The 25,797-nt window shown below is 68.9% G+C and carries 22 protein-coding genes and 1 pseudogene; 16 read left to right on the forward strand and 7 right to left on the reverse strand.

The features are described from left to right. Position 1 precedes the first annotated feature (1 nt). Positions 2-751: a DUF3348 domain-containing protein gene (locus tag ACVK00_RS02895; protein WP_228909177.1), complete on the reverse strand. Its 750-nt coding sequence runs from the start codon at positions 749-751 to the stop codon at positions 2-4. A gap of 487 nt (positions 752-1,238) precedes the next feature. Here ACVK00_RS02895 and ACVK00_RS02900 point away from each other — a divergent pair, with 487 nt between their 5' ends. Beyond that, positions 1,239-2,465, forward strand: a complete 1,227-nt coding sequence (locus ACVK00_RS02900) for a hypothetical protein (RefSeq protein ID WP_354123187.1) — start codon at positions 1,239-1,241, stop codon at positions 2,463-2,465. Between the two features lie 115 nt (positions 2,466-2,580). Here ACVK00_RS02900 and ACVK00_RS02905 read toward each other — a convergent pair whose 3' ends face one another. Beyond that, positions 2,581-3,219, reverse strand: coding sequence for a LysE family translocator (locus tag ACVK00_RS02905; protein WP_284891169.1), 639 nt, complete (start codon positions 3,217-3,219; stop codon positions 2,581-2,583). Between the two features lie 162 nt (positions 3,220-3,381). On the opposite strand from ACVK00_RS02905, the pseudogene ACVK00_RS02910 reads away from it, so the two are divergent. Further along, a pseudogene (locus ACVK00_RS02910) lies at positions 3,382-3,504 on the forward strand (GNAT family N-acetyltransferase); the annotation flags it as partial. Between the two features lie 8 nt (positions 3,505-3,512). Further along, positions 3,513-4,106 (forward strand): hypothetical protein, encoded by a 594-nt coding sequence (locus ACVK00_RS02915; protein ID WP_284891168.1) that lies wholly within the window; start codon positions 3,513-3,515, stop codon positions 4,104-4,106. A 66-nt stretch (positions 4,107-4,172) separates the two neighbouring features. On the opposite strand, the gene dctA is transcribed toward ACVK00_RS02915, so the two are convergent. Beyond that, a complete protein-coding gene (gene dctA / locus ACVK00_RS02920) occupies positions 4,173-5,540 on the reverse strand; it encodes a C4-dicarboxylate transporter DctA (protein WP_284891167.1) in 1,368 nt (455 codons plus the stop codon). Positions 5,541-5,702: 162 nt separating this feature from the next. Then, positions 5,703-6,869 carry a mandelate racemase/muconate lactonizing enzyme family protein gene (locus tag ACVK00_RS02925; protein WP_175726891.1) on the reverse strand — a complete coding sequence of 389 codons (1,167 nt, stop codon included), beginning with the start codon at positions 6,867-6,869 and terminating at the stop codon, positions 5,703-5,705. 129 nt (positions 6,870-6,998) lie between these two features. Between ACVK00_RS02925 and ACVK00_RS02930 the strand changes: the two genes are divergently transcribed. After that, a complete protein-coding gene (locus tag ACVK00_RS02930; RefSeq protein WP_284891244.1) occupies positions 6,999-7,958 on the forward strand; it encodes a LysR family transcriptional regulator in 960 nt (319 codons plus the stop codon). Between the two features lie 256 nt (positions 7,959-8,214). After that, positions 8,215-9,591, forward strand: a complete 1,377-nt coding sequence (locus ACVK00_RS02935) for an FAD-containing oxidoreductase (protein ID WP_284891166.1) — start codon at positions 8,215-8,217, stop codon at positions 9,589-9,591. Positions 9,592-9,608: 17 nt separating this feature from the next. Here the strand turns inward: ACVK00_RS02935 and ACVK00_RS02940 are convergent, their stop codons facing one another. Next, positions 9,609-10,502, reverse strand: a complete 894-nt coding sequence (locus ACVK00_RS02940; RefSeq protein ID WP_284891165.1) for an SDR family oxidoreductase — start codon at positions 10,500-10,502, stop codon at positions 9,609-9,611. 95 nt (positions 10,503-10,597) lie between these two features. Here ACVK00_RS02940 and ACVK00_RS02945 point away from each other — a divergent pair, with 95 nt between their 5' ends. Both ACVK00_RS02945 and ACVK00_RS02950 read left to right on the forward strand, forming a co-directional pair. Beyond that, positions 10,598-11,455, forward strand: coding sequence for a helix-turn-helix transcriptional regulator (locus ACVK00_RS02945; protein ID WP_284891164.1), 858 nt, complete (start codon positions 10,598-10,600; stop codon positions 11,453-11,455). 222 nt (positions 11,456-11,677) lie between these two features. Then, complete coding sequence (locus tag ACVK00_RS02950; RefSeq protein WP_284891163.1) at positions 11,678-12,907, forward strand: cyanate transporter; 1,230 nt, start codon at positions 11,678-11,680, stop codon at positions 12,905-12,907. Between the two features lie 225 nt (positions 12,908-13,132). On the opposite strand, the gene ACVK00_RS02955 is transcribed toward ACVK00_RS02950, so the two are convergent. Further along, on the reverse strand, positions 13,133-13,516 hold the full coding sequence (locus ACVK00_RS02955) for a hypothetical protein (RefSeq protein ID WP_228909156.1): 384 nt from the start codon (positions 13,514-13,516) through the stop codon (positions 13,133-13,135). Positions 13,517-14,109: 593 nt separating this feature from the next. Between ACVK00_RS02955 and ACVK00_RS02960 the strand changes: the two genes are divergently transcribed. Both ACVK00_RS02960 and ACVK00_RS02965 read left to right on the forward strand, forming a co-directional pair. Further along, a complete protein-coding gene (locus tag ACVK00_RS02960) occupies positions 14,110-15,582 on the forward strand; it encodes an alkaline phosphatase family protein (RefSeq protein WP_284891162.1) in 1,473 nt (490 codons plus the stop codon). Between the two features lie 295 nt (positions 15,583-15,877). Next, positions 15,878-17,440 carry a methyl-accepting chemotaxis protein gene (locus ACVK00_RS02965; RefSeq protein ID WP_284891161.1) on the forward strand — a complete coding sequence of 521 codons (1,563 nt, stop codon included), beginning with the start codon at positions 15,878-15,880 and terminating at the stop codon, positions 17,438-17,440. Between the two features lie 288 nt (positions 17,441-17,728). On the opposite strand, the gene ACVK00_RS02970 is transcribed toward ACVK00_RS02965, so the two are convergent. Further along, entirely contained in the window at positions 17,729-18,616 is an 888-nt protein-coding gene (locus ACVK00_RS02970; protein ID WP_284891160.1) for an IclR family transcriptional regulator, read from the reverse strand. Positions 18,617-18,908: 292 nt separating this feature from the next. Here ACVK00_RS02970 and ACVK00_RS02975 point away from each other — a divergent pair, with 292 nt between their 5' ends. The 7 genes from ACVK00_RS02975 to ACVK00_RS03005 are packed head-to-tail and all read left to right on the forward strand — an operon-like array spanning position 18,909 to position 25,736. After that, on the forward strand, positions 18,909-19,991 hold the full coding sequence (locus ACVK00_RS02975; protein ID WP_006759615.1) for an ABC transporter ATP-binding protein: 1,083 nt from the start codon (positions 18,909-18,911) through the stop codon (positions 19,989-19,991). Beyond that, on the forward strand, positions 19,992-20,972 hold the full coding sequence (locus ACVK00_RS02980) for an ABC transporter permease (RefSeq protein ID WP_284891159.1): 981 nt from the start codon (positions 19,992-19,994) through the stop codon (positions 20,970-20,972). Beyond that, positions 20,969-21,763, forward strand: a complete 795-nt coding sequence (locus tag ACVK00_RS02985; protein ID WP_006759617.1) for an ABC transporter permease — start codon at positions 20,969-20,971, stop codon at positions 21,761-21,763. Before ACVK00_RS02980 ends, ACVK00_RS02985 begins: the two co-directional genes overlap by 4 nt. A 2-nt stretch (positions 21,764-21,765) precedes the next feature. After that, positions 21,766-22,110: a (2Fe-2S)-binding protein gene (locus ACVK00_RS02990; RefSeq protein ID WP_284891158.1), complete on the forward strand. Its 345-nt coding sequence runs from the start codon at positions 21,766-21,768 to the stop codon at positions 22,108-22,110. Then, complete coding sequence (locus ACVK00_RS02995) at positions 22,107-23,552, forward strand: FAD/NAD(P)-dependent oxidoreductase (RefSeq protein ID WP_284891156.1); 1,446 nt, start codon at positions 22,107-22,109, stop codon at positions 23,550-23,552. Before ACVK00_RS02990 ends, ACVK00_RS02995 begins: the two co-directional genes overlap by 4 nt. Beyond that, a complete protein-coding gene (locus ACVK00_RS03000; protein WP_284891155.1) occupies positions 23,545-24,693 on the forward strand; it encodes an NAD(P)/FAD-dependent oxidoreductase in 1,149 nt (382 codons plus the stop codon). Before ACVK00_RS02995 ends, ACVK00_RS03000 begins: the two co-directional genes overlap by 8 nt. Beyond that, positions 24,690-25,736, forward strand: coding sequence for an ABC transporter substrate-binding protein (locus tag ACVK00_RS03005; protein WP_228909140.1), 1,047 nt, complete (start codon positions 24,690-24,692; stop codon positions 25,734-25,736). Before ACVK00_RS03000 ends, ACVK00_RS03005 begins: the two co-directional genes overlap by 4 nt. Positions 25,737-25,797 lie beyond the last annotated feature (61 nt).

The following is a 25,797-nucleotide window of genomic DNA, read 5'->3' on the forward strand; positions in this document are numbered from 1 at the left end:
ATTAGCAGGTACGAAGGGCTGCGAGCAGCCCGTCTACCGTTTGAAACCGGACTTCGAGTTCGGCGAGCAGGATGCTTTTCATCTCGTCGCGGAACGACTCGAGCCACGTGCCGGGCACGATCGCCGCGGCGGACGGTGCGTCGCCGTCGGCGCCGGCATCGGCGGCCGCTTGCGCGTCGGCCAGCGCCTGCCGTTCCGCGTCACGCAGCCGCTCGAAGCGCGTGCCGAGCAGCGCGGGCACGGCGGACAGCAGGCTGCGCTCGCGCGCGCCGAGCACGCGCTCCATGATCGCGTCGAGCGCCGCGAGCCGCGCCATCCCGGACGAGCGCGCGGCGAGCGCGACCCGCAGGCGGCCGCGCAACTGGCCGATCGCGGTCTCCATCTCCTGCTGCAGGGACAGACAGCTCTGGCGGAAGTCCGCGAAATCGGCCGTGTCAGCGGGCGGCGGCGGCATCTCGCCCGGGCGCCGCCGCGTCCGCGGGCGGTGGGCGGCCGTGATCGCCTGCGCGAGGTCGTGGCGCACGCGCGCGCCGTCGCGCTCGGCGTCGTAACCCCGCACGCCGGCCGCGACGCCGGGCGGGGTCGCATTCAGCGCGGACGACAGCGTGATTGCGTCGGTCCAGCCGAGCCACTGGCTCAGGCGGTCCGACAGCGCCTGCCGGGATTCCGCGACGTCGGCATCGGTCAGGCGCGCGAGCAGCCGGACGAGCGTCGGGCCGCTGAGTGCCGGGCGCGGAGGAGCTTGCACCATGCTGCAAACCGTCAAAAAAGGCAGCAGTTTACACGTCGGCGGCAGGTCGACCGCGAGAATCGGGGAAGCGCCCCGGCCTCGGATGCCGCGCAACCGGCGCGAACGCCCGCCGCACAAGGCTCGCGGGCCGATCGTCGGAGTGGCGGACAGCCGGCGCGGTCCTGGCGACGTACCCGGCCACAGCCGGCCCGGCCCTGGCAACGTGCGCGGCCGCCTGCCGAAGCCGGCCCGGCGGGCGCCGGTCCGCGCCGGCCGATGATGTTCGCCTGTGTACGATTTCGCCACGCGGTGCGGTACCATCGCGACACCCGCCACGCGATCGCGCCCGCTGCGGGCCCGCGCCACCATGCACCCGGCGCGCGGGTCGCCGGACGCGTGACGGATATCCGGCCGATATCCGCGGGCCGCAGTCGGCGCCCCGGCGAGACGGGTGCCGCCGCCCATGACAACAGAACCAATAACAGACGGGCCCGCCCGACCGCTCACGATGCTTTCAGACTTCGTCGCGCGCCTGCGCGAGCGTTTCAGCAAACCGCCGACCCGGCAGGACTTCGCCGAACGCCTGATCGCCGCGCTGCGGGCGACCGGCGACACGCGCGAGTGGCTTCACGAGGACGACAAGGGCCGTCTCGTGCAAGCGGATGTCCCGTCGAACATCATCAACCTGCACAACCTGTTCCGCGACTACGCGGGCGCGAAGCCGGCCGAGCGCGAAGCGACGCTGAAGCGCCAGGCGAACGCGATGATGCAGCACGAGATTCCGTCGAACTTCGCGGACGTCCGCACGCGGCTGCGCCCCGTGATCCGTAGCGCGACCGAGCGCGGCGCGGTCGCGCTGCAGCTCGCCGGACAACCCGGCGCGTCGGAAGTCGCGTTCCGGCCGCTGTGCGAGAACCTCGAGATCGGCATCGCGTACGACGGCGAATTCAGTGTCGCGCGGCTGACGACCGCGCGGCTCGCCGAATGGGGCGTCACTTTCGACGACGCATGCGACGTCGCGATCGACAACCTGCGCGGCATGTCGTCGGCGCCGTGGGCCGCGTTGCGCGACGGCGTGTTCCTGTCGCAGTTCGGCGACTACTACGACGCGGCGCGGCTGCTGCTGACCGACCTGCTGCACCGCCAGCCGATCTCCGGCGCACCGGTGGTGATGGCGCCGAACCGGACGGTGCTGCTGCTCACCGGCGACCGCAATGCGGCCGGGCTCGCGACGATGGTCGAACTCGCCGAACAGGCGCGCGCGCAGCCGCGCCCGCTGCCGTCGCTGATGCTGCGCTGGGACGGCGCCGCGTGGCGGAATTTTGTTCCCAAAGGACTGGAAGCGAAGCTGCATGCGCTGCGCGTGGACGAACTCGCCGGCGACTACCAGGATCAGCGGGCACTGCTCAACGACCTGCACCAGCGGGACGGCACCGACATCTTCGTCGCGACCTACACCGTGTACCGGCGGCAGAACGGCGAGCTGTTCAGCGTCGGCGTGTGGAGCGACGGCGTGTGGAGCGACGGCGTGCCGACGCTGCTGCCCGAGACGGACATCGTCGTGCTGTATCGGGAAGCGACGCGGCAGTCGGCCCACGTGCCGATGGCCGCGCTGCGGGACGCATGCGGCGACCTGATGACGGCCACCGCGCACCGGCCGGTGCGGTACGAAGTGACGGCGTTTCCGGATGAAGCGCGGTTCGCGGCGCTGATCGAGCGGTATCCGGCGGCGTGACGCGCGCTTGCGCGTCGGACGAAGCGGGCTGGCCCATCGCCCGTCGGCATGACCGGCCATGGCGGCATGTCCGTCAGGAATGAAACGGCGGTGCACCCCGGCGACACCGCCGTCGTCAGATCCCGGCCTTCGGCGCGTTCAGGATCAGCCGCAGCCCCAGCAGCGTGATCGCGCCGGCCGCGACGCGGTCGACCCACTTCTTCGCGCGCAGGTAAAGCTCGCGCGGCCGGCGGGTCGAGAAGCACAGCGCGACGATCGTGTACCAGCCGCACTCGACGCCGAACACGAGCGGCGGCAGCGCCAGGTAGCACCACAGCGGCGGATGCTGCGGCAACAGCGCCGCGAAGATGCTGCCATACCAGATCGCCGTCTTCGGGTTGCTCAGTTGGGTCGTGAGGCCGATCCAGAACGACTTGCGCGTGCTGCCGGCGAGGGAGGCCTGCGGGTCGTCCATCGCGATCGGCCGCTCGGCGCCGCGCCAGATCTTCAACGCCATGTAGATCAGGTACGCGCCGCCCGCCACCTTGAGCCCGACGTACAGCCATTCGACCGTCTGCAGCAGCGTGTAGAGCCCGGCCAGCGCGACGCCGCCGAACGCGATCCCGCCGACGCCCATGCCGAGCGCGGTAGCGAGCCCGTCGCGGCGCGACAGCCCGATCGAATTGCGGGCGACCAGCACGAAACTCGGGCCCGGAATCATCGCGCCGAGCCATAGCGCGGCCAGAATGGCGAGTACGGCAGCCGATGCAGTCATCGAAGTCTCCTTGATCAGCGACGCCGAAGCGCCGGCGCCTGCGTGTCGTATCGTGTCGATTCCGACGGTGAAGTCGCTGATTCTGGCACGCTTCGCGAGCCGCCGGAAGCACCCGCGCGCTGCTATGCTGGCTGCCGTTCCCGCCATCCCGCACCACCCGCCATGACCGTGCTGCCCGAATTCGCCGCCGCAAGGCAACTGTATGGTTCGCTCGGCTTCACGCCCGCGGCGCCCGTTGCGTTCAATCCGGTGCCCGGCACCGAGTTTCTCGGGCGGGATCTGTGAGGGGCACGATGCGCGCACCGGCCCCGGCGGTTCATCGAGCCCTCCTCGTTCCGCTGTTCGCCGCGTGGTGCTGCCATGCGCAGGCAGCGCCGCTGCTGCCGCCGTCGATCGCCGCGCAGTTGCCGGCCGGCTATCAGCCTTTCGTCGCGCAGCCCGGCCCGGCACTCGGCAACGGCCGGCGCACCCTGCTCGTCGTCGTGCATCGCGCGACCGACACGCGCGAGCAGCCGTCGCCGCGCCCGCTCCTGATCTATGAGGAACAGGCCGACCACACCTATCGGCTCGCCGCGCGCAACGACAACGTCGTGCTGCGCGCGAACGACGCGCTGCAGTGCGACCCGTTCGATCCGGAATCCGCCGCCGAGGGTGGGATCGCCGTGAAGGGCCGCTATTTCACGGTGCAGAACGACGTCGCATGCGGACAGCACTGGAGCGACTACGTGACGTTTCACTACGTCCCGCGCACGCACGAATGGGTGTTTTCCAGCCAGATCCATATCGAATCGTTTCCGGTCGATCCTGGCAAGCCCGACTTCGTCAGCGTGGTGCGGGCCGACGCGCGCAAGCCGGTGTCGTTCAGCCAGTGGCGGCGCAAGGAATGAAACCCGCGCGCGGCGAGCATGCGCAGGTTTCGTCATGCGCGTGTCCGTGTTCCTGACACGCCGCGACTAGCGCACATTCGATTGCATGCCCGGCGCGCTCGCCTGCGTGTGCCGCTGCGGCGCCGGCGGTCCCGCGTCGTGCTCGTCCGCGACGAGCGACTCCGCCCCGGCGCGACGATCGAGAACGGCCCGGGCCTTGTCGAGGTCCATCGCCCCTTCCCAGCGGGCCACCACGACCGTTGCCACGCCGTTGCCGATCAGGTTCGTGACGGCGCGCGCCTCGTTCAGGAAGCGATCGACGCCGAGCAGCAGGACCAGACCCGATACGGGCACCTGATGCATGGTCGACAAGGTTGCGGCCAGCGCGACGAAACCCGCGCCCGCGACACCCGCCGAGCCCTTCGACGTCAGCAGCAGCACGCCGAGCAGCAGAAGCTGGTCCCAGATCGACAAGTGGATGTTGAATGCCTGCGCGATGAACAGCGACGCCATCGTCAGGTAGATCGCGGTGCCGTCGGCATTGAAGGTATAGCCGGTGGGCAGCACCATCCCGACGACCGGACGCGAGCAACCCATTCGCTCCATCTTGAGCAGCATCTGCGGCAGCACGGCTTCCGTCGATGCCGTGCCGAGCGTGATCAGGATCTCATCGCGGATATAACGCAGGTATTGCCACAGCGACAACCCGCACACGCGCATGACGAGGCCGAGCGCCACGACGACGAACAGGATCGACGTGAGGTACAGGCACAGCATCAGTTGTCCGAACTGTGCGAGCGTGCCGATCCCGTATCTGGCGATGGTGAACGCCATCCCGCCGAATGCGCCGGCGGGCGCCACATGCATCACGATGCGCACGACCCCGAACATCCCTTGCAGGAACATGTCCAGCATGTCCACGAGCGGCGCCGTCCTCGGGCCGAGTTTCGCGAGCGCGATCGCGAAGATGACCGAGAAGAAGATGATCGGCAGTATCTCGCCGTTCGCGAAAGCGCCGACGACACTGCCCGGCACGATGCTCATCAGGAAGTCGAGCGTGCCGTGATGCTGCGCCGCGTGCGTGTAGCTGGCGATTGCGGCGCCGTCGATCTTCGCCGGATCGGCGTTCATCCCGCTGCCCGGCCGGATCAGGTTGACGACCGCCATCCCGACCACGAGCGCGACAGTGGACGCGGCTTCGAAATACAGCACGGCCTTGACACCCACCCGGCCGGCTTCGTGAAGATCGGTCATGCGGGCGATGCCGACCACGACCGACGCAAAGATGATCGGCGCGAGCAACATCCGGATCAGCTTGATGAACAGGTCGCCGAGCGGCTTGAGCTGGGAGCCGATATCGGGGTAGAAGTGCCCGACGAGGATGCCGGCGACGATGCCGATCAGAACCTGGACGTAGAGTTTGGAAAGCGTTCTGCGAATGCGTGATGCCAGCATGACTGTCTCCTGTGCATGGCGTCCTGTTTCCGGAAAGCGCACGCGTGCCGGCGATGCAGCCGATCGCCCTGAACGCCCATGCCGATTCCGCCTGCCCGACTGATTGTTGTGTGATGTGATGCGGTGCGCCGTCGAGCGTCCGGCGCACCTTGCCGACAACGCTTATGCGGACAGCTTCCGCATTTGCGCGTACAGGTCGGCCTTGCCTTCGAAGCCGATGCCCGGCAGGTCCGGCATCGTGATGTAGCCGTTGTCGACCTTCACGCCGTCGGGGAAGCCGCCGTACGGCTGGAACAGGTCCGGGTACGACTCGTTGCCGCCGAGGCCGAGGCCGGCCGCGATGTTGAGCGACATCTGGTGACCGCCGTGCGGAATGCAGCGGCTCGGCGACCAGCCGTGCTGGCGCAGCATGTCGAGCGTGCGCAGATACTCGACGAGGCCGTAGCTCAGCGCACAGTCGAACTGCAGCCAGTCGCGGTCGGCGCGCATGCCGCCGTAGCGGATCAGGTTGCGGGCATCCTGCATCGAGAACAGGTCCTCGCCCGTCGCCATCGGCTTGTCGTAGTAATTGCGCAGCGTCGCCTGCAGCTCGAAGTCGAGCGGATCGCCCGGTTCCTCGTACCAGAACAGGTCGTATTGCGAAAGCGCCTTCGCATAGCGGATCGCGGTGTCGAGATCGAAGCGGCCGTTGGCGTCGACGGCGAGCTTCTGGCCATCGCCGAGCACGCTGAGGATCGCGTCGATGCGTCGCAGGTCTTCGTCGAGCGATGCGCCGCCGATCTTCTTCTTCACGACCGTGTAACCGCGGTCGATGTAGCTGCGCATCTCGTCCTTCAGCTTCTCGTGATCCTGGCCCGGATAGTAGTAGCCGCCCGCCGCATACACGAAGATCCTGCGGTCCGGCCGGCCGTCGCCGTAGCGGTCCGCCAGCAGCTGGAACAGCGGCTTGCCTTCGATCTTGGCCACCGCGTCCCACACCGCCATGTCGATCGTGCCGATCGCGACCGAGCGCTCGCCATGGCCGCCCGGCTTCTCGTTGGTGAACATCGTCGCCCAGATTCGGTGCGGATCGAGGTTGTCGCCGGCATCGTTGACGAGCGCACCGGGGTCGGCTTCGAGAATGCGCGGGATGAAGCGCTCGCGCATGAGCTTGCCCTGGCCGTAGCGGCCGTTCGAATTGAAGCCGTAGCCGACGACCGGCTTGCCGTCCCGGATCACGTCGGTGATCACGGCGACGAGGCTCAGCGTCATCTTGCTGAAGTCGATGTAGGCGTTGCGGATCGGGGAACTGATCGGAACGGTTTGTTCGCGAATCTCGACGATTCTCATGGCGGCGTCTCCTGGACTGGCACGTTTGCGGGGTATCTCGATTGCATGCACGTTGCTGCAACGAGACGGAGCATAGTCCGCGGAGAGCGCCCTATAATTCACCTCAATTCATTTCATTTTTTACCAAAAGTGAGAACTGATTCGACCTCCGACTTCGAGTTCTTCGTCCAGCTCGCCAAACTGAAGAGTCTGTCGGGCGCGGCCCGCTCGCTCGGGATCACGCCGCCCGCGGCAACCAAGCGGCTCGGCATTCTCGAAGACCGGTTCGGCAAGCGGCTGGTCAACCGGACCACCCGCAGCGTCAGCCTGACCCCGGAAGGCGAGATGTACGCGCGGTACGCCACGCAGATTCTCGACCAGGTGCGCGAGATGGAGGACGCGATCGCGGGCACGCCCGCGGACCCGCACGGGCGGTTGCGCATCAATGCGACGCTCGGTTTCGGGCGCACGACCATCGCACCGCTGGTGTCGGAATTCGCGAAGCGCTATCCGAACGTCGATGTCCAGTTCGTGGTCACCGATCGCCCGGTCGACCTCGTCGAAGGCGCATTCGACATGGCCATCCGGTTCGGCGAGTTGCCGGACCAGCGCTTGAGGGCGCGCCGCCTGATGAGCAATCGCCGGTTCCTGTGTGCATCGCCGAAGTATCTCGAGCGCCACGGCGTGCCGCAGTGCAAGGAGGATCTCGCGCATCACCGCTGCATCATCCACACGCAGAACGACGATGCGTTCGGCGTGTGGCGCTTCATGCAGGAGGATCACCTCGAAGCGCTGAAGGTGAGCGGCTCGCTGTCCAGCAACGACGGCGACATCGTGCTGCGCTGGGCGCTGGACGGTCACGGCATCCTGATCCGCTCGGAGTGGGATCTCGCCAAATACATCCAGAGCGGCAGACTGCGTCTCGTGCTGCCCGACGTCGTCCTGCCGTCCGCCGACCTGTTCGTCTACTATCCCGGGCAACGCAACGAATCGACGCGGGCCCGCGCGTTCATCGACTTTCTCGTCAAGCACTTCGAGGCCCCGTTCGTTCCGGTCGACGTAGCCAAGGCGGCCCCGGACCGCAAGCGATCCGCTCGATCGAAGCGTTGACACCGCGCCGGCCCCCGGCCCTTCCGGCCGCGAGCGGTCGATGCAGGGACACATCACGGGGCCACATTGCCACGGGGCGGGAAGCCGCCCGCCCGGTCGGGAATGAAGCATGTTCCGTCTCGCGCGCATCCATGCAAACTCGCACACCCGCGCCAACCGGTCTACCATAGGCGCGCGTCGCCGTTCGGGCACGCGCCGGCGCGGCATGCGGCTTGCGCGCCTCCCTTCCCACGTTGAACCAGCGCAGGAGGACGTCATGACGCAACACTTCGACGCGATCGTCATCGGCACCGGGCAAGCCGGGCCGCCACTCGCGGCGCGGCTCGCCGGCGCCGGCATGAAAGTCGCGATCGTCGAGCGCGGCCGCTTCGGCGGCACCTGCGTGAACACCGGCTGCATTCCGACCAAGACCCTGATCGCGAGCGCGTACGCCGCGCAGCTCGCGCGGCGCGCGGCCGAATACGGCGTGTCGGTCGGCCCTGTCAGCGTCGACATGAAGGCCGTGAAGGCGCGCAAGGACCGGATCTCCGGCCGCTCGAACCACGGCGTCGAGCAATGGGTGCGCGGGCTCGACAACACGACCGTGTTTCAGGGCCATGCCCGCTTCGAGCGCCCCGATGCGGTGCGCGTGGGCGACAAGTTGCTCGAGGCCGAACGCATCTTCATCAACGTCGGCGGCCGCGCGCAGATCCCGCAGATGCCGGGCCTCGACGCGGTGCCGTACCTGACCAACTCGACGATGATGGACGTCGACTTCCTGCCCGAGCATCTCGTGATCATCGGCGGCAGCTACGTCGGGCTCGAATTCGGCCAGATGTACCGCCGTTTCGGCTCGAAGGTCACGATCGTCGAGAAGGGCGCGCGCCTGATCCATCGCGAGGACGAGGACGTGTCGCAGGCCGTACGCGAGATTCTCGAGAACGAAGGCATCGACGTGCAGCTCGACGCGAACTGCCTGAATGCGCGGCGCGACGGCGACGGCATCGTGGTCGGCCTCGACTGCGCGGGCGGCGGCCGCGAGGTCGCGGGCTCGCACCTGCTGCTCGCGGTCGGGCGCGTGCCGAACACCGGCGATCTCGGGCTCGAACAGGCCGGTGTCGAGACCGACTCGCGCGGCTACATCACGGTCGACGAGCAACTGCGCACCAACGTGCCCGGCATCTGGGCGCTCGGCGACTGCAACGGGCGCGGCGCGTTCACGCACACCGCGTACAACGACTACGAGATCGTCGCGGCGAACCTGCTCGACAGCGATCCGCGCAAGGTGTCCGACCGCATCGCCGCCTACGCGATGTACGTCGATCCGCCGCTCGGCCGCGTCGGCATGACGCTCGCGGAAGCGAAGCAGACCGGCCGTCGGCTGCTGGTCGGCACGCGGCCGATGACGCGCGTCGGCCGCGCGGTCGAAAAAGGCGAGAGCCAGGGTTTCATGAAGGTGATCGTCGACGCGGACAGCCATGCAATTCTCGGCGCGTCGATCCTCGGCGTGACGGGCGACGAGGTCGTGCACGCGCTGCTCGACGTGATGGCCGCCGGCGCGCCGTACACGACGATCAGCCGCGCGATGCACATCCACCCGACCGTGTCGGAGCTCGTGCCGACGCTGCTGCAGGACCTGCATCCGGTCGAATGACGGGCGGCGGGCGCGCGTCAGGTTTCGAAGTACCGCGGCCGGTCGATGTCGGCCAGCAACCCGGCCTGCGTCGGCGCCCAGTCGAGCCATGCGCGCGTGCGCTCGCTCGTTGCGGGCGCATCCATTCCCGCGAACATCGCGAACCAGCCGAAGTGCTCCTCCGCTTGCGCGGCCGATTTCGACACGACCGGCACGTTCAGCCGGCGGCCGATCACTTCCGCGATCTCGCGGAACGGCACGCCCGTATCGTCGACCGCGTGATAGCGCGCGCCGGGCGCGCTGCGTTCGATCGCGAGCCGGTACACGCGCGCCGCGTCGAGCCGGTGCACGGCCGGCCAGCGGTTGCCGCCGTCGCCGAGATACGCCGATGCACCCTTCTCCCGTGCGAATGCGATCAGGCGCGGCACGAAGCCGTGATCGCCGTCACCGTGCACGGACGGCGGCAGGCGCACGACCGACGTGCACACGCCGCGCGCGGCCAGCGCGGCCGCGGTTGCTTCGGACGCTCGCGGATAGCCCGCCGATACCGGCACGTGCGCATCGTCCTCGGTCGCCGCGCGGCCCGGCGCGACGAGCGCGAGGCCCGACGTGACGACCAGTGGCCGCGTCGAGCCCGCGAGCGCCGCGCCGATCGTTTCGATCGCGCGGCGGTCGAGTTCGCAGTTTTCCGCGAAGCGCGAGAAGTCGTGATTGAATCCCGTGTGGATCACCGCATCGACGCCCTGCACGCCGCGCGTGAGGCTGTCGGCATCCTCCAGCGACCCGCGATGCACGTCCGCGCCCGCGGCGGCGACCGATGCAGCGGCCGCGTCGGAACGCGCGAGGCCGAGCACGGAATGCCCGGCGGCCACGAGTTCGGCGACGACCGCCGAGCCGACGAAACCCGATGCTCCCGTAACAAAGACACGCATGTTCAACACCTCCGGATGAATGAGAGGCTTACTATCTGTCGAGCGTCGCGCACGGTGAAGACGTGACGGTTTACCGGTAAACGAACTAACAGGCTATGGCTGACGCATCCGACAACCCGCTCGGCGCGTACCTTCGGGACCGCCGCGAGAAACTCGATCCGGCCGCGCTCGGGCTGCCCGTCGCGCGCCGCCGCACGCCGGGCTTGCGCCGCGAGGAAGTCGCACAGCGCGCGCACGTGAGCGCCGCCTGGTACACGTGGCTCGAACAAGGGCGCGGCGGCGCACCGTCGGCCGACGTGCTCGAACGGCTCGCCCGCGCGCTGCTGCTGAACGACGCCGAACGCGAGCACCTGTTCCTGATCGGCCTCGGTCATCCGCCCGAGGTGCGCTATCACGCGAGCCGCGACGTGACGCCGCGCCTGCAGCACGTGCTCGATTCGCTCGACGCCAGCCCCGCGATCGTGCGCACGGCGACGTGGGACGTCGTCGCGTGGAACGACGCGGCCGCCGCGACGCTGACCGACTACGCCACGCTGCCGCCGCCCGCGCGCAACATCCTGCGGCTGATCTTCATTGATGCCGCGGTGCGTGACGCGCAGCCGAACTGGGAACGCGTCGCGCGATTCGCGGTGGGCGCGTTTCGTGCTGACATCGCGCGCGGCGGCGCGACGCAGGCCGTGCAGGCATTCGTCGACGAGATGCGCGCGGCGAGCGCGGAGTTCGACGCGATGTGGCGCAGCCACGACATCCATTCGCATGACGAAGGGACGAAGGAGATTCGTCATCCCCAGGCCGGCCGGATCGCACTCGAATACTCGGCGTTCTCGGTGACCGGCCGCCCGGATCTGAGCCTCGTGGTCTTCACGCCCGCGACGCCGGCCGATCGCGCGCGGATCCGCACGCTCGTCGCCGCCCGTGAACACGCCCGCGACCTGCACGCACCGGCCGCATAGCAGCGTGTCGAAGGTGCGCCCTGCATCACACCGAACCCGCCGCGCCGCCGCTGCAACGGCCGCCACCCGGCCGGCTCCGCCCATCCGGCCCCGTCATGCCGCGCCGTGCCATTGCGATCCGCACTGACACCCAGTCGAATATTTAATTTTCCGCGGACCAAGCGCGCCTTTACCCTTTCGGCATCGCATCACAGGGCCACGGGCCCCTTCTGGAGCATCTCGATGACCGACCCCGGCACCGCGCAAGCCGTTCCCCGCCCGCACGCGGCTTACGTGTCCTATGGCGCGCTCGCACTGCTGGTGCTGGCCGGCCTCAACCTGCGTCCGTTCCTGACCGCGTTCGGCCCCGTGCTCGACCTCGTACGCGCCGACACCGGCCTCGGATTCCGCGCGGCCGCGCTGCTGACCACGCTGCCGTTCGTGCTGATGGGCGTCGTCGCCGGCATCGGTGTCGGGCTCGCGCGGCGCGTCGGCGAACACCGCGCGCTGACCGTCGCGCTGGCGCTGATCGCCGCGGGTTGCACCGCGCGCCTGTGGACCGGCGGCAGCACCGGGCTGGTGGTCACCGCGATCGTCGCGGGCGCGGGCGTCGCGGTGATCCAGTCGCTCGCACCCGGCCTCGCCAAGCGCTGGTTCGTCGACCGGCTGCCGCTCGCGATGGGGCTCTATTCGGCCGCGCTGGTCGGCGGCGGTGCGTTCGGCGCGATCGCGAGCCCATGGCTCGCCGCGCACGGCGGCTGGCATCTGTCGCTCGCCGTGTGGGCCGTGCCCGCGCTCGTCACGCTCGCGCTGTGGCGCGCGAAGGCGCCGCGCGACGCGGTGCACGCCGCGACGGCATCCGCGCCCGTCGCCGCGTTCGCGCGGATTCCGCGTGCCTGGCGGCTCGCGCTGTTCTTCGGCCTCAGCAACAGCGGCTATGCGAGCCTCGTCGCATGGCTGCCCGCGTTCTATCGCAGCGTCGGCATGAGCCCGCAGGCGAGCGGCAACCTGCTCGCGTGGATGGCGCTGTTCCAGGCAATCGGCGCGCTCGCGATGCCGCTGCTCGCGAAACGTTCGCACGATCGCCGCGCCGTGCTGTGGCTCACGCTCGCGTTGCAGGCGGGCGGCTTCGTCGGCTTCGCGACGATGCCCGCGTTCGCGCCGTGGCTGTGGGTCACGAGCGTCGGCCTCGGGCTCGGCGGCTTCTTCTCGATGAGCCTGATCGTCACGCTCGACCATCTGCCCGACGCGCGGCTCGCGGGTGCGCTCGCCGCGTTCGTGCAGGGCGTCGGCTTCCTGATCGTCGCCGCGAGCCCGTGGTTGATCGGCTGGCTGCGCGACGCGGGCGGCGGCTTCGCGATCGCGTGGTGGCTGCACATCGGCGTGATCGCGTCGACGGCTGCGTTGAACGCCACGTTCTCGCCCGCCGGCTATCGGCGCAGCATGGCCCGCATCACCGGCGCCGCACGCTGACTCACCGACTTCATTCGATATCTACAACTGACGGACGCGAGCGGGAAATGCAAAGGGGCGTCGTGCTCGCGTGCACGACGCCCCTTCTTCGTTTCAGGCAACCGTCATGACGCCTCGAACCGCACGACAGTGCGGCGCTCCGAGGACGCGTATTCATTACGTCCGGATAGTGTCACCGAGCGAGTGCGGTGGCACTACCCGCAGCACAACTGACGGTATCGATGATTACGTTGTAGGTTCAAGCAGGTCCGTTGCGAAGGACCTCGCATGCGCGACGGCCTCTTGCGGGTCGGGGAACACGCCAAGTTCCTCCCACTGCTCTTCGGCCGCGTATGTTCCTTTCACTGCGAGCGCGCGCTGAACGCGCAACTGCGCCGCGTATCTGCCGTCTTCCAGTGGCCGGGCCGTCGCGACGACCTTGTGTGGAAGACCGGACCGCTCCGGCTGAATCAGCTCGACAGGGCCGTCGGCCGCGCCGATATTCTTCAACTCGTTCCTGGCCTTGCAGTCCGGGCAGTAGAAGCACCAGCCCGCGTCCTCCTCATGGGACCTGACTTGCCCTCGAGCCAGCACGGCACGGCATTCAACGTTCTCGCAGATGAACGGCATGGCAGTCTCCGAAGTTGTTTGTCGGAAATCCTAGCATGTCCGCCGACGCTCAACCATCGGCATCGACAGTGCAGCGGTTTCGGGTCGGCGCGGCAGTCGTGCGAGCGCCGTCGTCTTGCTCGTTGCACACGCACGGAACCGGACACCGCGCTTGCGCCCGCGCAACGATGTTGAAACTCTCCGCAATCCGGCCGCGACTGTCAACTGTGCGTTCGCAAACGACATGGCGCCACGAAGCTGCCGGCACGGCTTCTCGCCATGCCTCGATCGTCGATTCCTTTTGACCAACGACCTGTGCATTGGCGCCGTTCAATCGTCCGACTACGACCTCGTCACGCATGAAACGCCGAATGGTGCACTGCGCCGAACAAGCAGTCGCGACCCGCACATGCAAGCCGGCCAGTGCGACGGCCGAGCGCCCGCCGAATGCGCAACAGCATCCGCAGCAGCCCGCACCGAACGGTCGCCCGCAGGCATGAAGGTTGCGCCTTGCGCCCGCTCGCATTTTCCGCATGGCGAGTGTGCGTCGCTTCGCGGCAGCGATGCGTGATCGGCTGGCCAGCGCCGCATCCAATAACGAAGGAGACGTTGTCATGGACGAGACAGATGCATATCGCCGCTACAACCGCCGCCGTTTTCTGGCCGGTGTTGCCGCCGTGGCCGGCAGTGTCGCATTGCCGGGTTGCGGCGGCGGCGGAGATGGAGACATCAATTCACCGGACGGCAACGCGCCCGCGCCGTCGATCGGCGACACGCCGTCGCCGAATGCTCGCGATCGCTACAGCCTGCCGCGGCCAGCGTTGCCCGACCCGGCGAGTTCGGGCATCGATCACATCGTGCTGGTCACGATGGAAAATCGCTCGTTCGATCACTTCCTGGGCTGGGTGCCCGGCGCCGAGGGCATGCCGGCGAACCGCCAATACAAGGACGCGTTCGGCGGCACCCACGCGCCGTTTTCCCTGTCGGCCGATCCCGCATACGGCTATCAGGCGTGCGCGTACCACGACCCGAACCACAGCTACGAGGGCGGACGCACGCAGCTGGCCTCGGGGGCGATGAACGGCTGGCTCCTCACGCCAGGCACGAGCCTGACCCAGGGCGACCTGCTGCCGATCGGCTTCTACACGGCGGCGGACCTGCCGTTCTTCAACGCGGTGGCGAGCAATTACACCATCGGCGACTTCTACTTCACCGGCGTCCTGACCGACACGATCCCGAATCGCCTCTATCTGCATAGCGGCGCCACCGACCGCCTCACCGACAGTGTCGACAACTCGTCGCTGCGCACGATCTGGGACAACCTCAGCGACGCCAACGTCGGTTGCAACTACTACTACCACGACGTGCCGTTCACCGCGCTTTACGGCACGCGCTATCTCGGCATCTCGCGTCCGTTTTCGGAGTTCCTGTCGAATGCGGCGGCGGGCACGCTGCCGCCGTTCTGCATGGTCGATCCGGTTTTCACCGGCGAGCAGTCGGGTACGTCCGCGGACGACCACCCGCACGCGGACATCCGCGACGGGCAGGCATTTCTCAACCAGGTGTATGACGCGCTGCGCACGAGCCCGACGTGGAGCCGCACGCTGATGATCATCGTCTACGACGAATGGGGCGGCTTTCTCGAGCACGTCGTGCCGCCGATCCGGCCGATCAGCAACAACGAGCACGCGGTTGGCAACGACGGCAAGCTCGGCTTTCGCGTGCCGCTCGCGCTGCTCGGCCCGCGCGTGCGTGCAGGCACGGTAACGCGCTATCCGTTCGACCCGAGCTCGATTCACGCGCTGCTGCAATGGCGCTTCGGCTTGAAGCCGCTCGGTGTGCGCGGCAGCGATCGAGCGACCTTCAATCTCGCCTACGCACTCGATCTCACCGGCGCGGCGCGTACGGATGCGCCGGCGTTCACGGTCGCGCAAGGGCCGTTCGGCGGAACGTGTTCAGGGGCCACCGCGCCTTCGCCGTCCAGCTCGGTGTCGGGCATCGATCCGTCGCAAATGGCGGCCAATCCCGCCGCCGACCGATTCTCCGACCTGCGCGCGAAGGCCGCGGCGTTGGGTTTCCGGACCTGAAGCTGACGGCAACGCCGGGGGCGGCAGCCGCAATCGACGCCGATGCGGCTGCCCACGCGTGCCCTACCACCTCGACATTCAGTACCCTGCCGCGCCGCGGCAACCCATGCCGCTCCCCTTTCTGTCGCATTCCGTCGGGTTCGCGTCGCGTTCGGATAAAAACTTCCGGTCATCGCCGCCGTTAACTCGTTCGCAATCCCGGCGCCCGCATCGCGACGCGGCGCCCGTCGTCGTTCGTGATCCGGAATCCACATCCGCCGTCGGCCGCCCTTCGTGCCGCCGGCAAGGGAACGTCATGCGTAAACTCACCATCCGCGGCGGACTCGTCGCGACCATCGCCGGCTATACGGCGCTGCTCGTCCTGGTCGTCGGCGCGTGCATCGCCGCGCTCTATGTCGGCAACGGCTCGCTCGAAGCGATGTACCGCGACGACACCGCGTCGCTGCTGCACCTGAAAACCAGCTCGGAGCGCATGCTCGTGCTGCGCGAACGCGTGAGCGACGTCGCGCAGATCATCAGCGCCGGCCAGCCCGCGAAGGCGGAAATCGCGCAACTCCACACGCTCCTGAAACAGAGCAACGACGAACTCGACGCCTACACGCGCCTGCACACGCGCGACGCCGACGAGCAAGCCCTGTTCGACACGCTGCAAACGCGTCGTCGCACGCTGCTCGACCAGGTGTTCCTGAAGGCGATGTCGCAACTCGACCAAGACAACGCATTCGACTTCCTCGACACGCACCGCACCGCGCAGCCGGCGCTGTTCACCGCCTACCAGGATGCGATCGACGCGCTCGAATCGTTCCAGGTCGCGCGCCAGAAAGCACGCTACGACGCGGCCGGCACGCGCTTTCACCGGATCGTGTGGGCGATGGCGGCGGTCGCGCTGTTCGCGCTGATCGTCGGTTTCCTGGCGCAGCGCGTGCTCGCGAAGGCGATCATCGAGCCGATCCATCTCGCCGTCGACCACTTCGACAGGATCTCGAAAGGCGACCTGACCGGCACGGTCGTCATTCCCGGCAAAAACGAAATGGCGTATCTGCTGAACGCGTTGAAGCGGATGCAGGACGGCCTCGTCGAAACCGTGACGCAGGTCCGCACGAGCACGGAGACGATCGTCGGCGATGTCCGCACGATCGCGAGCGGCAACGTCGACCTGTCCGCGCGCACGGAGCAGCAGGCCGTGTCGCTGCAACAGGCGGCGGCGAGCGTGGAGCAGCTGACCGCGACCGTGCGCCAGAACGCGGACAACGCGCGCGATGCACGCACTTACGCGCAAGGCGCGGCCGGCATCGCATCGCGAGGCGGCGACGCGATGCAGCGCGTCGTCGAAACGATGTCCGCGATTTCGCACAGCTCCGCGCGGATCTCCGGCATCGTCGGCGTGATCGAGAGCATCGCGTTCCAGACCAACATCCTCGCCCTGAACGCCGCGGTCGAAGCGGCGCGAGCGGGCGAGCAGGGGCGCGGCTTCGCGGTCGTCGCAACCGAGGTGCGCGGGCTCGCGCAGCGCTGTGCATCGGCGGCGAAGGAAATCCGCGAGCTCATCGGCAACTCGACGCAGCGCGTGGAGGACGGCAGCGGCCTCGTCGCGCTCGCCGGTTCGGCGATGGCCGAACTCGTCACCGCGGTCGAGCGCGTCAACGCGATCATGGGCGAGACCAGCATCGCTTTCGACGAGCAGACTTCCGGCATCGAGCAGGTGAATGCGGCCGTCATCCAGATGGAGCAGACGATGCAGCGCAACGCCGCACTGGTCGAGGAGGCCGCCGCCGCGGCGCTGTCGCTCGAGGATCAGAGCACGCGGCTCAGCGATGCCGTCGCGCAGTTTCGTCTTGGTGAAGCGGCGCTGGCGTGATTGGGCCCGGCCGTCGGCATCGCCGTGGCACGCTTCGACGATGTCCTCGCACACGTCGCACATCGTGTCGAAATCGACGCCGCGCGTATCGCTGCCGTCCGGCGTGTGGCGCGGGTAAGTGCGCGGCACGGGCGGGCGCGACGGGCCGACTGCCACGATCGTTGTTCGTGCAGGTCAGGCCGGCGACGTGCCGTCGCGAGTAAAACGAAAGCGCTGGAAAATCCGCGCCTCGATCAGACGTGAAGGACTCGCGTACGCAAGCTGACGAACCCGCGACGCGCGACGCGCCTATCCGGTTTTCCCGGACAGCCCGTGCATCGGCCGCCGCAACGCGGCGTCGAACGGATTCGTGCGCGGGCCGATCGCATCGGCCTGGCGCCTGAGCAGTTCGACGACCATCGGCATCCGGTCGTCGCCGAGGCGCGACGCCAGCGTGCCGACGCTCAGCGCGCCGACCGGATAGCCGGTGCGGTCGAGGATCGGCACCGCGACGCCGGCCATCCCGTCGAGCACGCCGCTGTTGCGGCCCGCGTAGCCGAGCTGCCGCACGCGTTCGATCTCGGTGCGCAGGTACACCTCGTCGAGCACGCCGTAGCCGCGGATGCGCGGCACGTTGAAGCGGATCACTTCCTCGCGCTCGGCCTCCGGCAGGAACGCGAGGATCGCGAGGCTGCCCTGCCCGACGCCGAGCGCGATGCGCCCGCCGATGTCGCCGGTAAACGAGCGGATCGGGAACGGCCCTTCGCACAGGTCGAGACACACCGCGTCGAAGCCGCTTTTCACGAGCAGGAAGATCGTCTCGCCGAGACTCGCGCACAGCCGCAGCAGCACGGGCCGGCACAGCGTGCGCATGCTGCTCGGATTGCCGGCCAGCGCGGCGAGCGCGAAGAAGTCGACGCTCAACCGGTACAGCTTCGACTGTTCGTCTTGCTCGACCATCCCTTCGGCGATCAGCGATTGCAGGATCCGGTGCGCGGTGCCCTGCGTGAGGCCGACGGCCTTCGCAAGGTGCGTGACGCGCACGCCGTCCTGCTGCATGCCGGCCAGTGCGCGCAGGATCGCGAACGCACGTTGCAGCATGCCGGTGCCCGGCGCGCCGCCCGGATCGGCGGCGTCCTCGTCCGGGTGCGGCGCGCGTGCGGCCGGCGACATTCCGGGCGACTGGGGTTCTGGCATGCCGCCTCTCCTCGATGATTTCAGTGAACGGAATACGGTAACCGCCATTGTCGTCCCGCCGGAATTGCGCGGGCATCCGGGTGTGCACGGGATTGACGCGCGCATTTCGCGGGCCGACCGCCCTTCATTCACCGGAACGATTCCGACGTGATTCGCCATTCCATTCCGATCATCGGAATTTTTTCGAAATTCCTCTCGTTCAGCAGAATTCGAAATTGACGCTCCGAAATATGGCTGGCTAGAGTCCGCGTCATCGGCTCACCGGCCACGGTGTGCGAACCCGGAGCTCTCCATGTCGTTTCTCACGCTTACGGATCTGACGAAATCGTTCGGCGAGCTCACCGCCGTCGCCGACGTCAACCTGTCGGTCGAACAAGGCGAATTCGTGTCGCTGCTCGGGCCGTCGGGCTGCGGCAAGACCACGACGCTGCAGATGATCGCCGGCTTCGTCGACGTCACGCGCGGCCGCATCGCGCTCGACGGGCAGGACATCACGCACATGAAGCCGAACCGCCGCGGGCTCGGCATCGTGTTCCAGAGCTATGCGCTGTTTCCGCACATGAGCGTCGCGGAGAACGTCGGCTTCGGCCTCGACATGCGCGGCGTCGACAAGGCCGAGCGCGCCGAGCGCATCCGCGCGGCGCTCGCGCTCGTGCGACTCGATGCGCTCGCGCACCGCTTCCCGCGCGAACTGTCCGGCGGCCAGCGGCAACGCGTCGCGATCGCGCGCGCGGTCGTGATCGAACCGCCGGTGCTGCTGCTCGACGAGCCGATGTCGAATCTCGACGCGAAGCTGCGCGAGGACATGCAGTTCGAACTGCGCGCGATCCAGCGCAAGATCGGCACGACGACGATCATGGTCACGCACGACCAGTCGGAAGCGCTGTCGATCAGCGATCGCGTGGTCGTGATGGAAGCCGGCCGCATCACGCAGACGGACACGCCGTACCGCGCGTACGAACGTCCCGAGAATCATTTCGTGTCGCAATTCATCGGCAAGGCGAACCTGCTGCCCGGCACGATCGTCGCGCACGACGGCGACGCGATCCGCATCGACCTCGGCCACGATCTCGCGGAAACGGGCCGCACCGCCCACCTGCCGGCGCGCGAGCGCGACATCCGTGTCGGCGACGCCGTGTCGGTCTGCATCCGCCCGGAGAAACTGCGACTGTGCGCGCCCGGCGCGGGCCGCTTCGCCGCGACCGTCACGAGCCGCTTCTTCCTCGGCAGCCAGTGGCTGTACCGCGTCGACAGCGCGCTCGGCGAAGTGCTCGTGTGCTGCCAGAACGAAGGCGCGGAGCCGCTCGCGGAAGGCGCGCCGGTCGGCGTCGACTGGCATAGCGACGCGGTGCGTGTGATGCGCCGGGAGGCCTGAATGGGACAGCCTACCCGCCCGCTCCCCGCCGACGGCGCGACGGCCGGCCTCGCACCGCCCGCCGCCACGGGCGATGCGGTGATGCCGCGCGCCGCCGGCGGCCGCCTGCCGCGCGCCACGTGGCGCGCCCATGCGCCGCTGTGGCTGATGTGCGCGCCCGCGTTCGCGCTGTTCGCCGCGCTCGTGCTCGTGCCGCTCGCGATGACCCTCACGCTCACGTTCTATCGCTTCGACCCGGCCACCGGGCCGATCGCCGCGTTCCAGTTCGGCCACTACGCGGAGGTGCTCGGCTCGTCGTACTTCCACACGATCTTCGCGCGCACCTTCGGCATCGCCGCGCTGACCACCGCGATCTGCGTCGCGATCGGCACGCCGGAAGCGTACGTGCTGTCGAAAATGCGCGACCCGTGGCGCTCGCTGTTCCTGCTCGTGATCCTCGCGCCGCTGCTCGTGTCGGTCGTCGTGCGCGCGTTCGGCTGGAGCATGCTGCTGAACACCAGCGGGCTCGTGAACCAGGCGCTCGGGCTCGCGGGCCTCGGGCCGTACAAGCTCGAATACACGACGTTCGCGATCGTGATCGCGCTCGTTCACGTGATGCTGCCGTTCATGGTGATTCCCGTGTGGACCGCGCTGCAACGGCTCGATCCGCAGACCGAGCACGCGGCGCTGTCGCTCGGCGCCTCGCCGTTCACGACGCTGCGCCGCATCGTGGTGCCGCAACTGATGCCGGGCGTGCTGTCGGGCAGCCTGATGGTGTTCGGGCTGTCGGCGAGCGCATTCGCGATTCCGGGCCTGCTCGGCGGACGTCGCCTGAAGGTCGCGGCGACCGCCGTCTACGACGAATTCCTCGGCTCACTGAACTGGCCGCTCGGCGCGACGATCGCGGTGCTGCTGCTGGTCGCGAACCTCGTCGTGATGCTCACCTACTACCGCGTGCTCGAACGCCGCTACGCGCGCAGCCTCGGAGGCGCTTCCCGATGAGCAAGAACGGCCCCTTCGCCCTTGCGTTCCATACGCTCGTGATCCTGTTCGTGCTCGCGCCGCTCGCGATCGTCGTGCTCGTCGCGTTCACGCCCGACGAAACGCTGACGCTGCCGACGCACGGGCTGTCGCTGCGCTGGTTCCGCGCGATCCTCGACTATCCCGACTTCGTCACCGCGTTCGCCAACAGCGTGAAGCTCGCGTTCGCGTCGGCGACGCTGTCGCTCGCGATCGCGTTACCCGCCGGGCTCGCGATCGGCCGCGCGACGTTTCCGGGCCGCGCGTTCCTGAACGGGCTGCTGCTGTCGCCGCTCGTGATTCCCGGCCTGGTGCTCGGCATCGCGCTGCTGCGCTTTTTCGCGCTGATCGGCGCGACCGGTTCGTTCGCGTGGCTGGTGCTCGCGCACATGATCGTCATCACGCCGTTCGTGATGCGGCTCGTGCTCGCGTCCGTCGCGGGCCTCGACCGCAGCATCGAGCAGGCCGCGTGCTCGCTCGGCGCCGATCCGTGGACGACGTTCCGCCGCATCACGCTGCCGATGATCGTGCCCGGCATCACCGGCGGCTGGCTGCTCGCGTTCATCAACAGCTTCGACGAGCTGACGATGTCGATCTTCGTCACGTCGCCGCAGACGGTCACGCTGCCGGTGCGCATGTACATGTACGCGACCGAATCGATCGATCCGATGATGGCGTCGGTATCGGCGCTCGTCATCCTCATCACCGCCGGCGCGATGCTGCTGCTCGATCGCGTGTACGGCCTGAACCGCATCCTGATCGGCCAACACTGACGATGACTTCCGTTTCCCGTTCCACCGACATCGCCGACGACGGCCCGCAATTCGTGCGCGTCGCCGAACGCGCGCGCGCCGCCATCGCGTTCACGCTCGACGGCCGCCCCGCGCAGGCGCTTGCCGGCGACACCGTGCTCACCGCGATCCTCGTCGCACAGCGCCGCGTGCGCGTGAGCGAATTCAGCGGCACGCCGCGCGCGGGCTTCTGCCTGATCGGCGCGTGCCAGGACTGCTGGGTGCGCACCGAGGCCGGCGCGCGCGTGCGCGCCTGCTCGACGCCGATCGCCGCAGGCATGCGGATTCTCACCGGTGCGCAGCACGTAATCAACGGAGACGCATCGTGAGCGACGCACTGCGACCGGTGATCGTCGGCGCGGGGCCGGCCGGCGTGCGCGCGGCCGAGGCGCTGGTCGACGCGGGGCTGCGCCCCGTCGTGATCGACGAGAACGCGCGCTGGGGTGGGCAGATCTATCGGCAGCCGCCGGTCGACGGCGCGTTCGCCCGCGGCAAGCGCGCGCTGTACGGCTTCGAGGCCGCGAAGGCGGACGCCGTGCACCGGACCATGGCCGCGCTGCTGCCGCAGGTCGACTACCGGCCGAACACGCTCGCCTGGGCGTGCGGCGCGGGCCGCGTCGACACGCTGCAGGACGGCCGCGAAACGACCGTGCCGTTCTCGCACCTGATCATCGCGAGCGGCGCGACCGATCGCATGCTGCCGGTGCCGGGCTGGACGCTTGCCGGCGTCTATACGCTCGGCGGCGCGCAGGTCGCGCTGAAGTCGCAGGGGTGCGCGATCGGCAGCCGCATCGTGTTCGCGGGCACGGGGCCGTTGCTGTATCTCGTCGCCTACCAGTACGCGAAGGCCGGCGCGCAGGTCGCGGCGGTGCTCGACACGAGCCCGCTGCGCCAGCAGGCGGCCGCGACGCCGGCGCTGCTGCGCATGCCGGCGACCTTCGCGAAGGGGCTCTATTACATCGGCTGGCTGCGCGCGCACGGCGTCGCGATCGAAACGGGCATCACGCTCGAACGCGTACTCGGCGAGCGGCACGTTACCGGCCTCGAGTGGCGCGCGGCCGGTAACGATGCACCGCTGCGCCGGCTCGACTGCGACGCGCTCGGCCTCGGCTTCGGGCTGCGTTCGGAAACGCAGCTTGCCGATCTCGCCGGCTGCCGGTTCCGGTTCGATCCGCTCAACGATGCATGGCTGCCGGAGCGCGACGCGGCCGGCCGCACGTCGGTGCGCGGCCTCTACGTCGCGGGCGACGGCGCCGGCATCGCGGGGGCCGACGCAGCCGAGGCGTCCGGGCGACGCGCGGCGCTCGCGCTGCTCGACGACGCGGGCATCGTGACGCCATCGCCATCACCGTCGCTGGCCGGCAAGCCCGATGCGGCGACGCTGGACCGCACGCTCGCCCGGCTCGGCGCATTCCGCGCGGGCCTCGAGGCGGCGTTCGCGCCGCCGCCCGAGCTCGCCGCACGCTGCCCGGACGATACGATCGTGTGCCGCTGCGAGGAGATCGACGCGGGCACGCTGCGGCGCTGCATCCGCGACGGCGCGGCCACCGAGCTGAACCGGCTGAAGGCGCTGACGCGCGCCGGGATGGGCCGCTGCCAGGGCCGCATGTGCGGCGACGCAACCGCACGCGTACTCGCCGCCGAAACCGGCCGCCCGCTCGCGGACGTCGGCCGGTTGCGCGCGCAACCGCCGGTGAAGCCGTTCCCGATCTCGGCCGCGCTCGCGGGCGACGACGTCGCGGCGATTCCCGACGAGGCGCGCGATGAGTGATCTCCGTCATTACGACGTCGCGATCGTCGGCGGCGGCCTCGTCGGCGCGTCGGCCGCGCTGGCGCTGGCGCGGCGCGGGCTGCGCGTTGCGCTGTTCGAGCGCCGCGACTGCGGCGCGCAGGCGAGCGGCGTGAACTACGGCGGCGTGCGCTGCCAGGGCCGCCCGGCCGAGCAGCTGCCGCTCGCGCTGCGCGCACGGCGCATCTGGGACCGCCTGCCCGAGCTGATCGGCATCGACGGCGAATTCGTCGTGTCGGGCCACTTGCGGCTCGCGCGCAGCGACGCCGATCTCGATGCGCTCGATGCGTACGCGACGCTCGCCGGCGAGCGCGGCCTGCCGCTGCAGGTGATGCGCGGCGATGCGTTCCGCCGCCGCTACCCGTGGCTGGGCCGCGCGGCGCTCGGCGGCTCGCTGTGCGCGACCGATGGGCACGCGAACCCGCGTGTCGTGTCGCCCGCCTTCGCGCGTGCGGCCCGCGCGGCGGGCGCCGACGTGTTCGAGCACGCAGCCGTCGACGACGCCTGGCACGACGGCACGCGCTTTCACGTTCATGCGGACGGCCGCGCGTGCACGGCGACGTGGCTGATCAATTCGGCCGGCGCATGGGCGAACACCATCGCCGAACGCTTCGGCGAAGCCGTGCCGATGGAGCCGATCTACCCGAACATGTGGGTGACCGAGCCGCTGCCGCCGTTCATCACCCACAACCTCGGCGTGTACGGCGGCGGGGTGTACGCGCGGCAGGTCGCGCGCGGCAACTGCGTGATCGGCGGCGGGCGCGGCCGCGGCGATGGCGAATTCGGCCAGCCGTCGGTCGACACGACGCGCGCGGTGATGCGCGACGCGTGCGCGCTGTTGCCCGCGCTGCGCGATGCGCTGCTGATCCGCACGTGGAGCGGCGTCGAAGGCTGCACGCCCGACCACAACCCGATCATCGGCGCGAGCCGCACGACCCCGAACCTGTTGCATGCGTTCGGCTTTTCCGGCGGCGGCTTCCTGCTCGCGCCGGGCGTCGGCGAGGTACTCGCCGAGCTCGTCACGACCGGTGAAACCGTCACGCCACTCGAAGCATTCTCGATCGGCCGCTTCGCGCCGCACGCGCCGATCGCCCCTTTCCGTCAAGAGGAGACCCACAAGTGAAACTGTCCGGAACGATCGCGGCGGCCGCCGCCCTCTGCATCGCAGGCGCGAGTGCGCCCGCGTTCGCGCAAACGAAGACGATCTACGTCGGCATGAACGGCGGCCCGATGGAAAAGGCCTATACGAGCCAGGTGCTGCCTGACTTCGAGAAGGCGAACAACGTGAAGGTCGTCGTCGTGCCCGGCACGTCGTCGGACGTGCTCGCGAAGCTGCTCGCGAACCGCAACAAGCCGCAGATCCACGTCGCGTTCCTCGACGACGGCGTGATGGCGCGCGCGGTCAGCCTCGGCGTGTGCCAGAAGCTCGACGATTCGCCGGTGCTCAAGGAGCTGTATCCGTTCGCGCGGATGAAGGACGACGTCGGCGCGGGCGTGCAGCTCGGGATGACCGGCATCGCGTACAACAAGAAACTGTTCGCGGACAAAGGCTGGGCGCCGCCGACGTCGTGGATGGACTTCGCCGATCCGAAATACAAGGGCAAGGTCGTGTTTCAGTCGGCGTCGAGCAGCACGTTCGGGCTGCACGGCTTCCTCGCGATCAACCGGCTGCTCGGCGGCAGCGAACAGAACGTCGAGCCCGGCTTCAGCAAGTGGGCGAGCACGGTCGGGCCGAACGTCGTCGAGTACATCCCGAACTCGGCGAAGATCTCCGAGATGGTGCAGACCGGCGAGGCTGGCCTCTTCCCGCTGACGCCGACCGGTGTCGGCGACCTGCAGGACAAGGGCATTCCGGTCGCGTATGCGAACCCGAAGGAAGGCCCGGTGCTGCTGCTCGTCGACCTGTGCGTCGTCGCGAACAATCCGGATCCGCAGCTGGCGCAGAAGCTCGCGCAGTTCCTGCTGTCGGCGCCCGCGCAGACGAAGGCCGCCGAAGCCGGCAAGCAGATCCCGACCAACCGCCTCGCGAAGATGCCTGCCGCGATGCAGCAAAGCCTCGGCAACGTCGACGATCTCGTGCGCAAGGTGACGGTGGTCGACTGGGCGGCGATCAACGCGCGCCGTGCGCAGTGGGATACGCGCTGGAACCGGCAGATCGAGCGGTAACGGGCGACGGCGCGCGCGGGCACGGCCGCGCGCGGCGCACCCATCATCAGCGGGAGTGATG

It is taken from the genome of Burkholderia sp. PvR073, assembly GCF_054055695.1.

Coding starts and splice junctions, on each gene's coding strand:
- ACVK00_RS02900 (WP_354123187.1), top strand. CDS start 1,239: ATGCTTTCAGACTTCGTCGCGCGCCTGCGCGAGCGTTTCAGCAAACCG.
- ACVK00_RS02955 (WP_228909156.1), bottom strand. CDS start 13,516: ATGCCGTTCATCTGCGAGAACGTTGAATGCCGTGCCGTGCTGGCTCGA.
- ACVK00_RS02940 (WP_284891165.1), bottom strand. CDS start 10,502: ATGCGTGTCTTTGTTACGGGAGCATCGGGTTTCGTCGGCTCGGCGGTC.
- ACVK00_RS02980 (WP_284891159.1), top strand. CDS start 19,992: ATGGGACAGCCTACCCGCCCGCTCCCCGCCGACGGCGCGACGGCCGGC.
- ACVK00_RS02905 (WP_284891169.1), bottom strand. CDS start 3,219: ATGACTGCATCGGCTGCCGTACTCGCCATTCTGGCCGCGCTATGGCTC.
- ACVK00_RS02945 (WP_284891164.1), top strand. CDS start 10,598: ATGGCTGACGCATCCGACAACCCGCTCGGCGCGTACCTTCGGGACCGC.
- ACVK00_RS02970 (WP_284891160.1), bottom strand. CDS start 18,616: ATGCCAGAACCCCAGTCGCCCGGAATGTCGCCGGCCGCACGCGCGCCG.
- ACVK00_RS02950 (WP_284891163.1), top strand. CDS start 11,678: ATGACCGACCCCGGCACCGCGCAAGCCGTTCCCCGCCCGCACGCGGCT.
- ACVK00_RS02895 (WP_228909177.1), bottom strand. CDS start 751: ATGGTGCAAGCTCCTCCGCGCCCGGCACTCAGCGGCCCGACGCTCGTC.
- ACVK00_RS02985 (WP_006759617.1), top strand. CDS start 20,969: ATGAGCAAGAACGGCCCCTTCGCCCTTGCGTTCCATACGCTCGTGATC.
- ACVK00_RS02975 (WP_006759615.1), top strand. CDS start 18,909: ATGTCGTTTCTCACGCTTACGGATCTGACGAAATCGTTCGGCGAGCTC.
- ACVK00_RS02990 (WP_284891158.1), top strand. CDS start 21,766: ATGACTTCCGTTTCCCGTTCCACCGACATCGCCGACGACGGCCCGCAA.
- ACVK00_RS02935 (WP_284891166.1), top strand. CDS start 8,215: ATGACGCAACACTTCGACGCGATCGTCATCGGCACCGGGCAAGCCGGG.
- ACVK00_RS02925 (WP_175726891.1), bottom strand. CDS start 6,869: ATGAGAATCGTCGAGATTCGCGAACAAACCGTTCCGATCAGTTCCCCG.
- ACVK00_RS02915 (WP_284891168.1), top strand. CDS start 3,513: ATGCGCGCACCGGCCCCGGCGGTTCATCGAGCCCTCCTCGTTCCGCTG.
- dctA (WP_284891167.1), bottom strand. CDS start 5,540: ATGCTGGCATCACGCATTCGCAGAACGCTTTCCAAACTCTACGTCCAG.
- ACVK00_RS02960 (WP_284891162.1), top strand. CDS start 14,110: ATGGACGAGACAGATGCATATCGCCGCTACAACCGCCGCCGTTTTCTG.
- ACVK00_RS02965 (WP_284891161.1), top strand. CDS start 15,878: ATGCGTAAACTCACCATCCGCGGCGGACTCGTCGCGACCATCGCCGGC.
- ACVK00_RS03000 (WP_284891155.1), top strand. CDS start 23,545: ATGAGTGATCTCCGTCATTACGACGTCGCGATCGTCGGCGGCGGCCTC.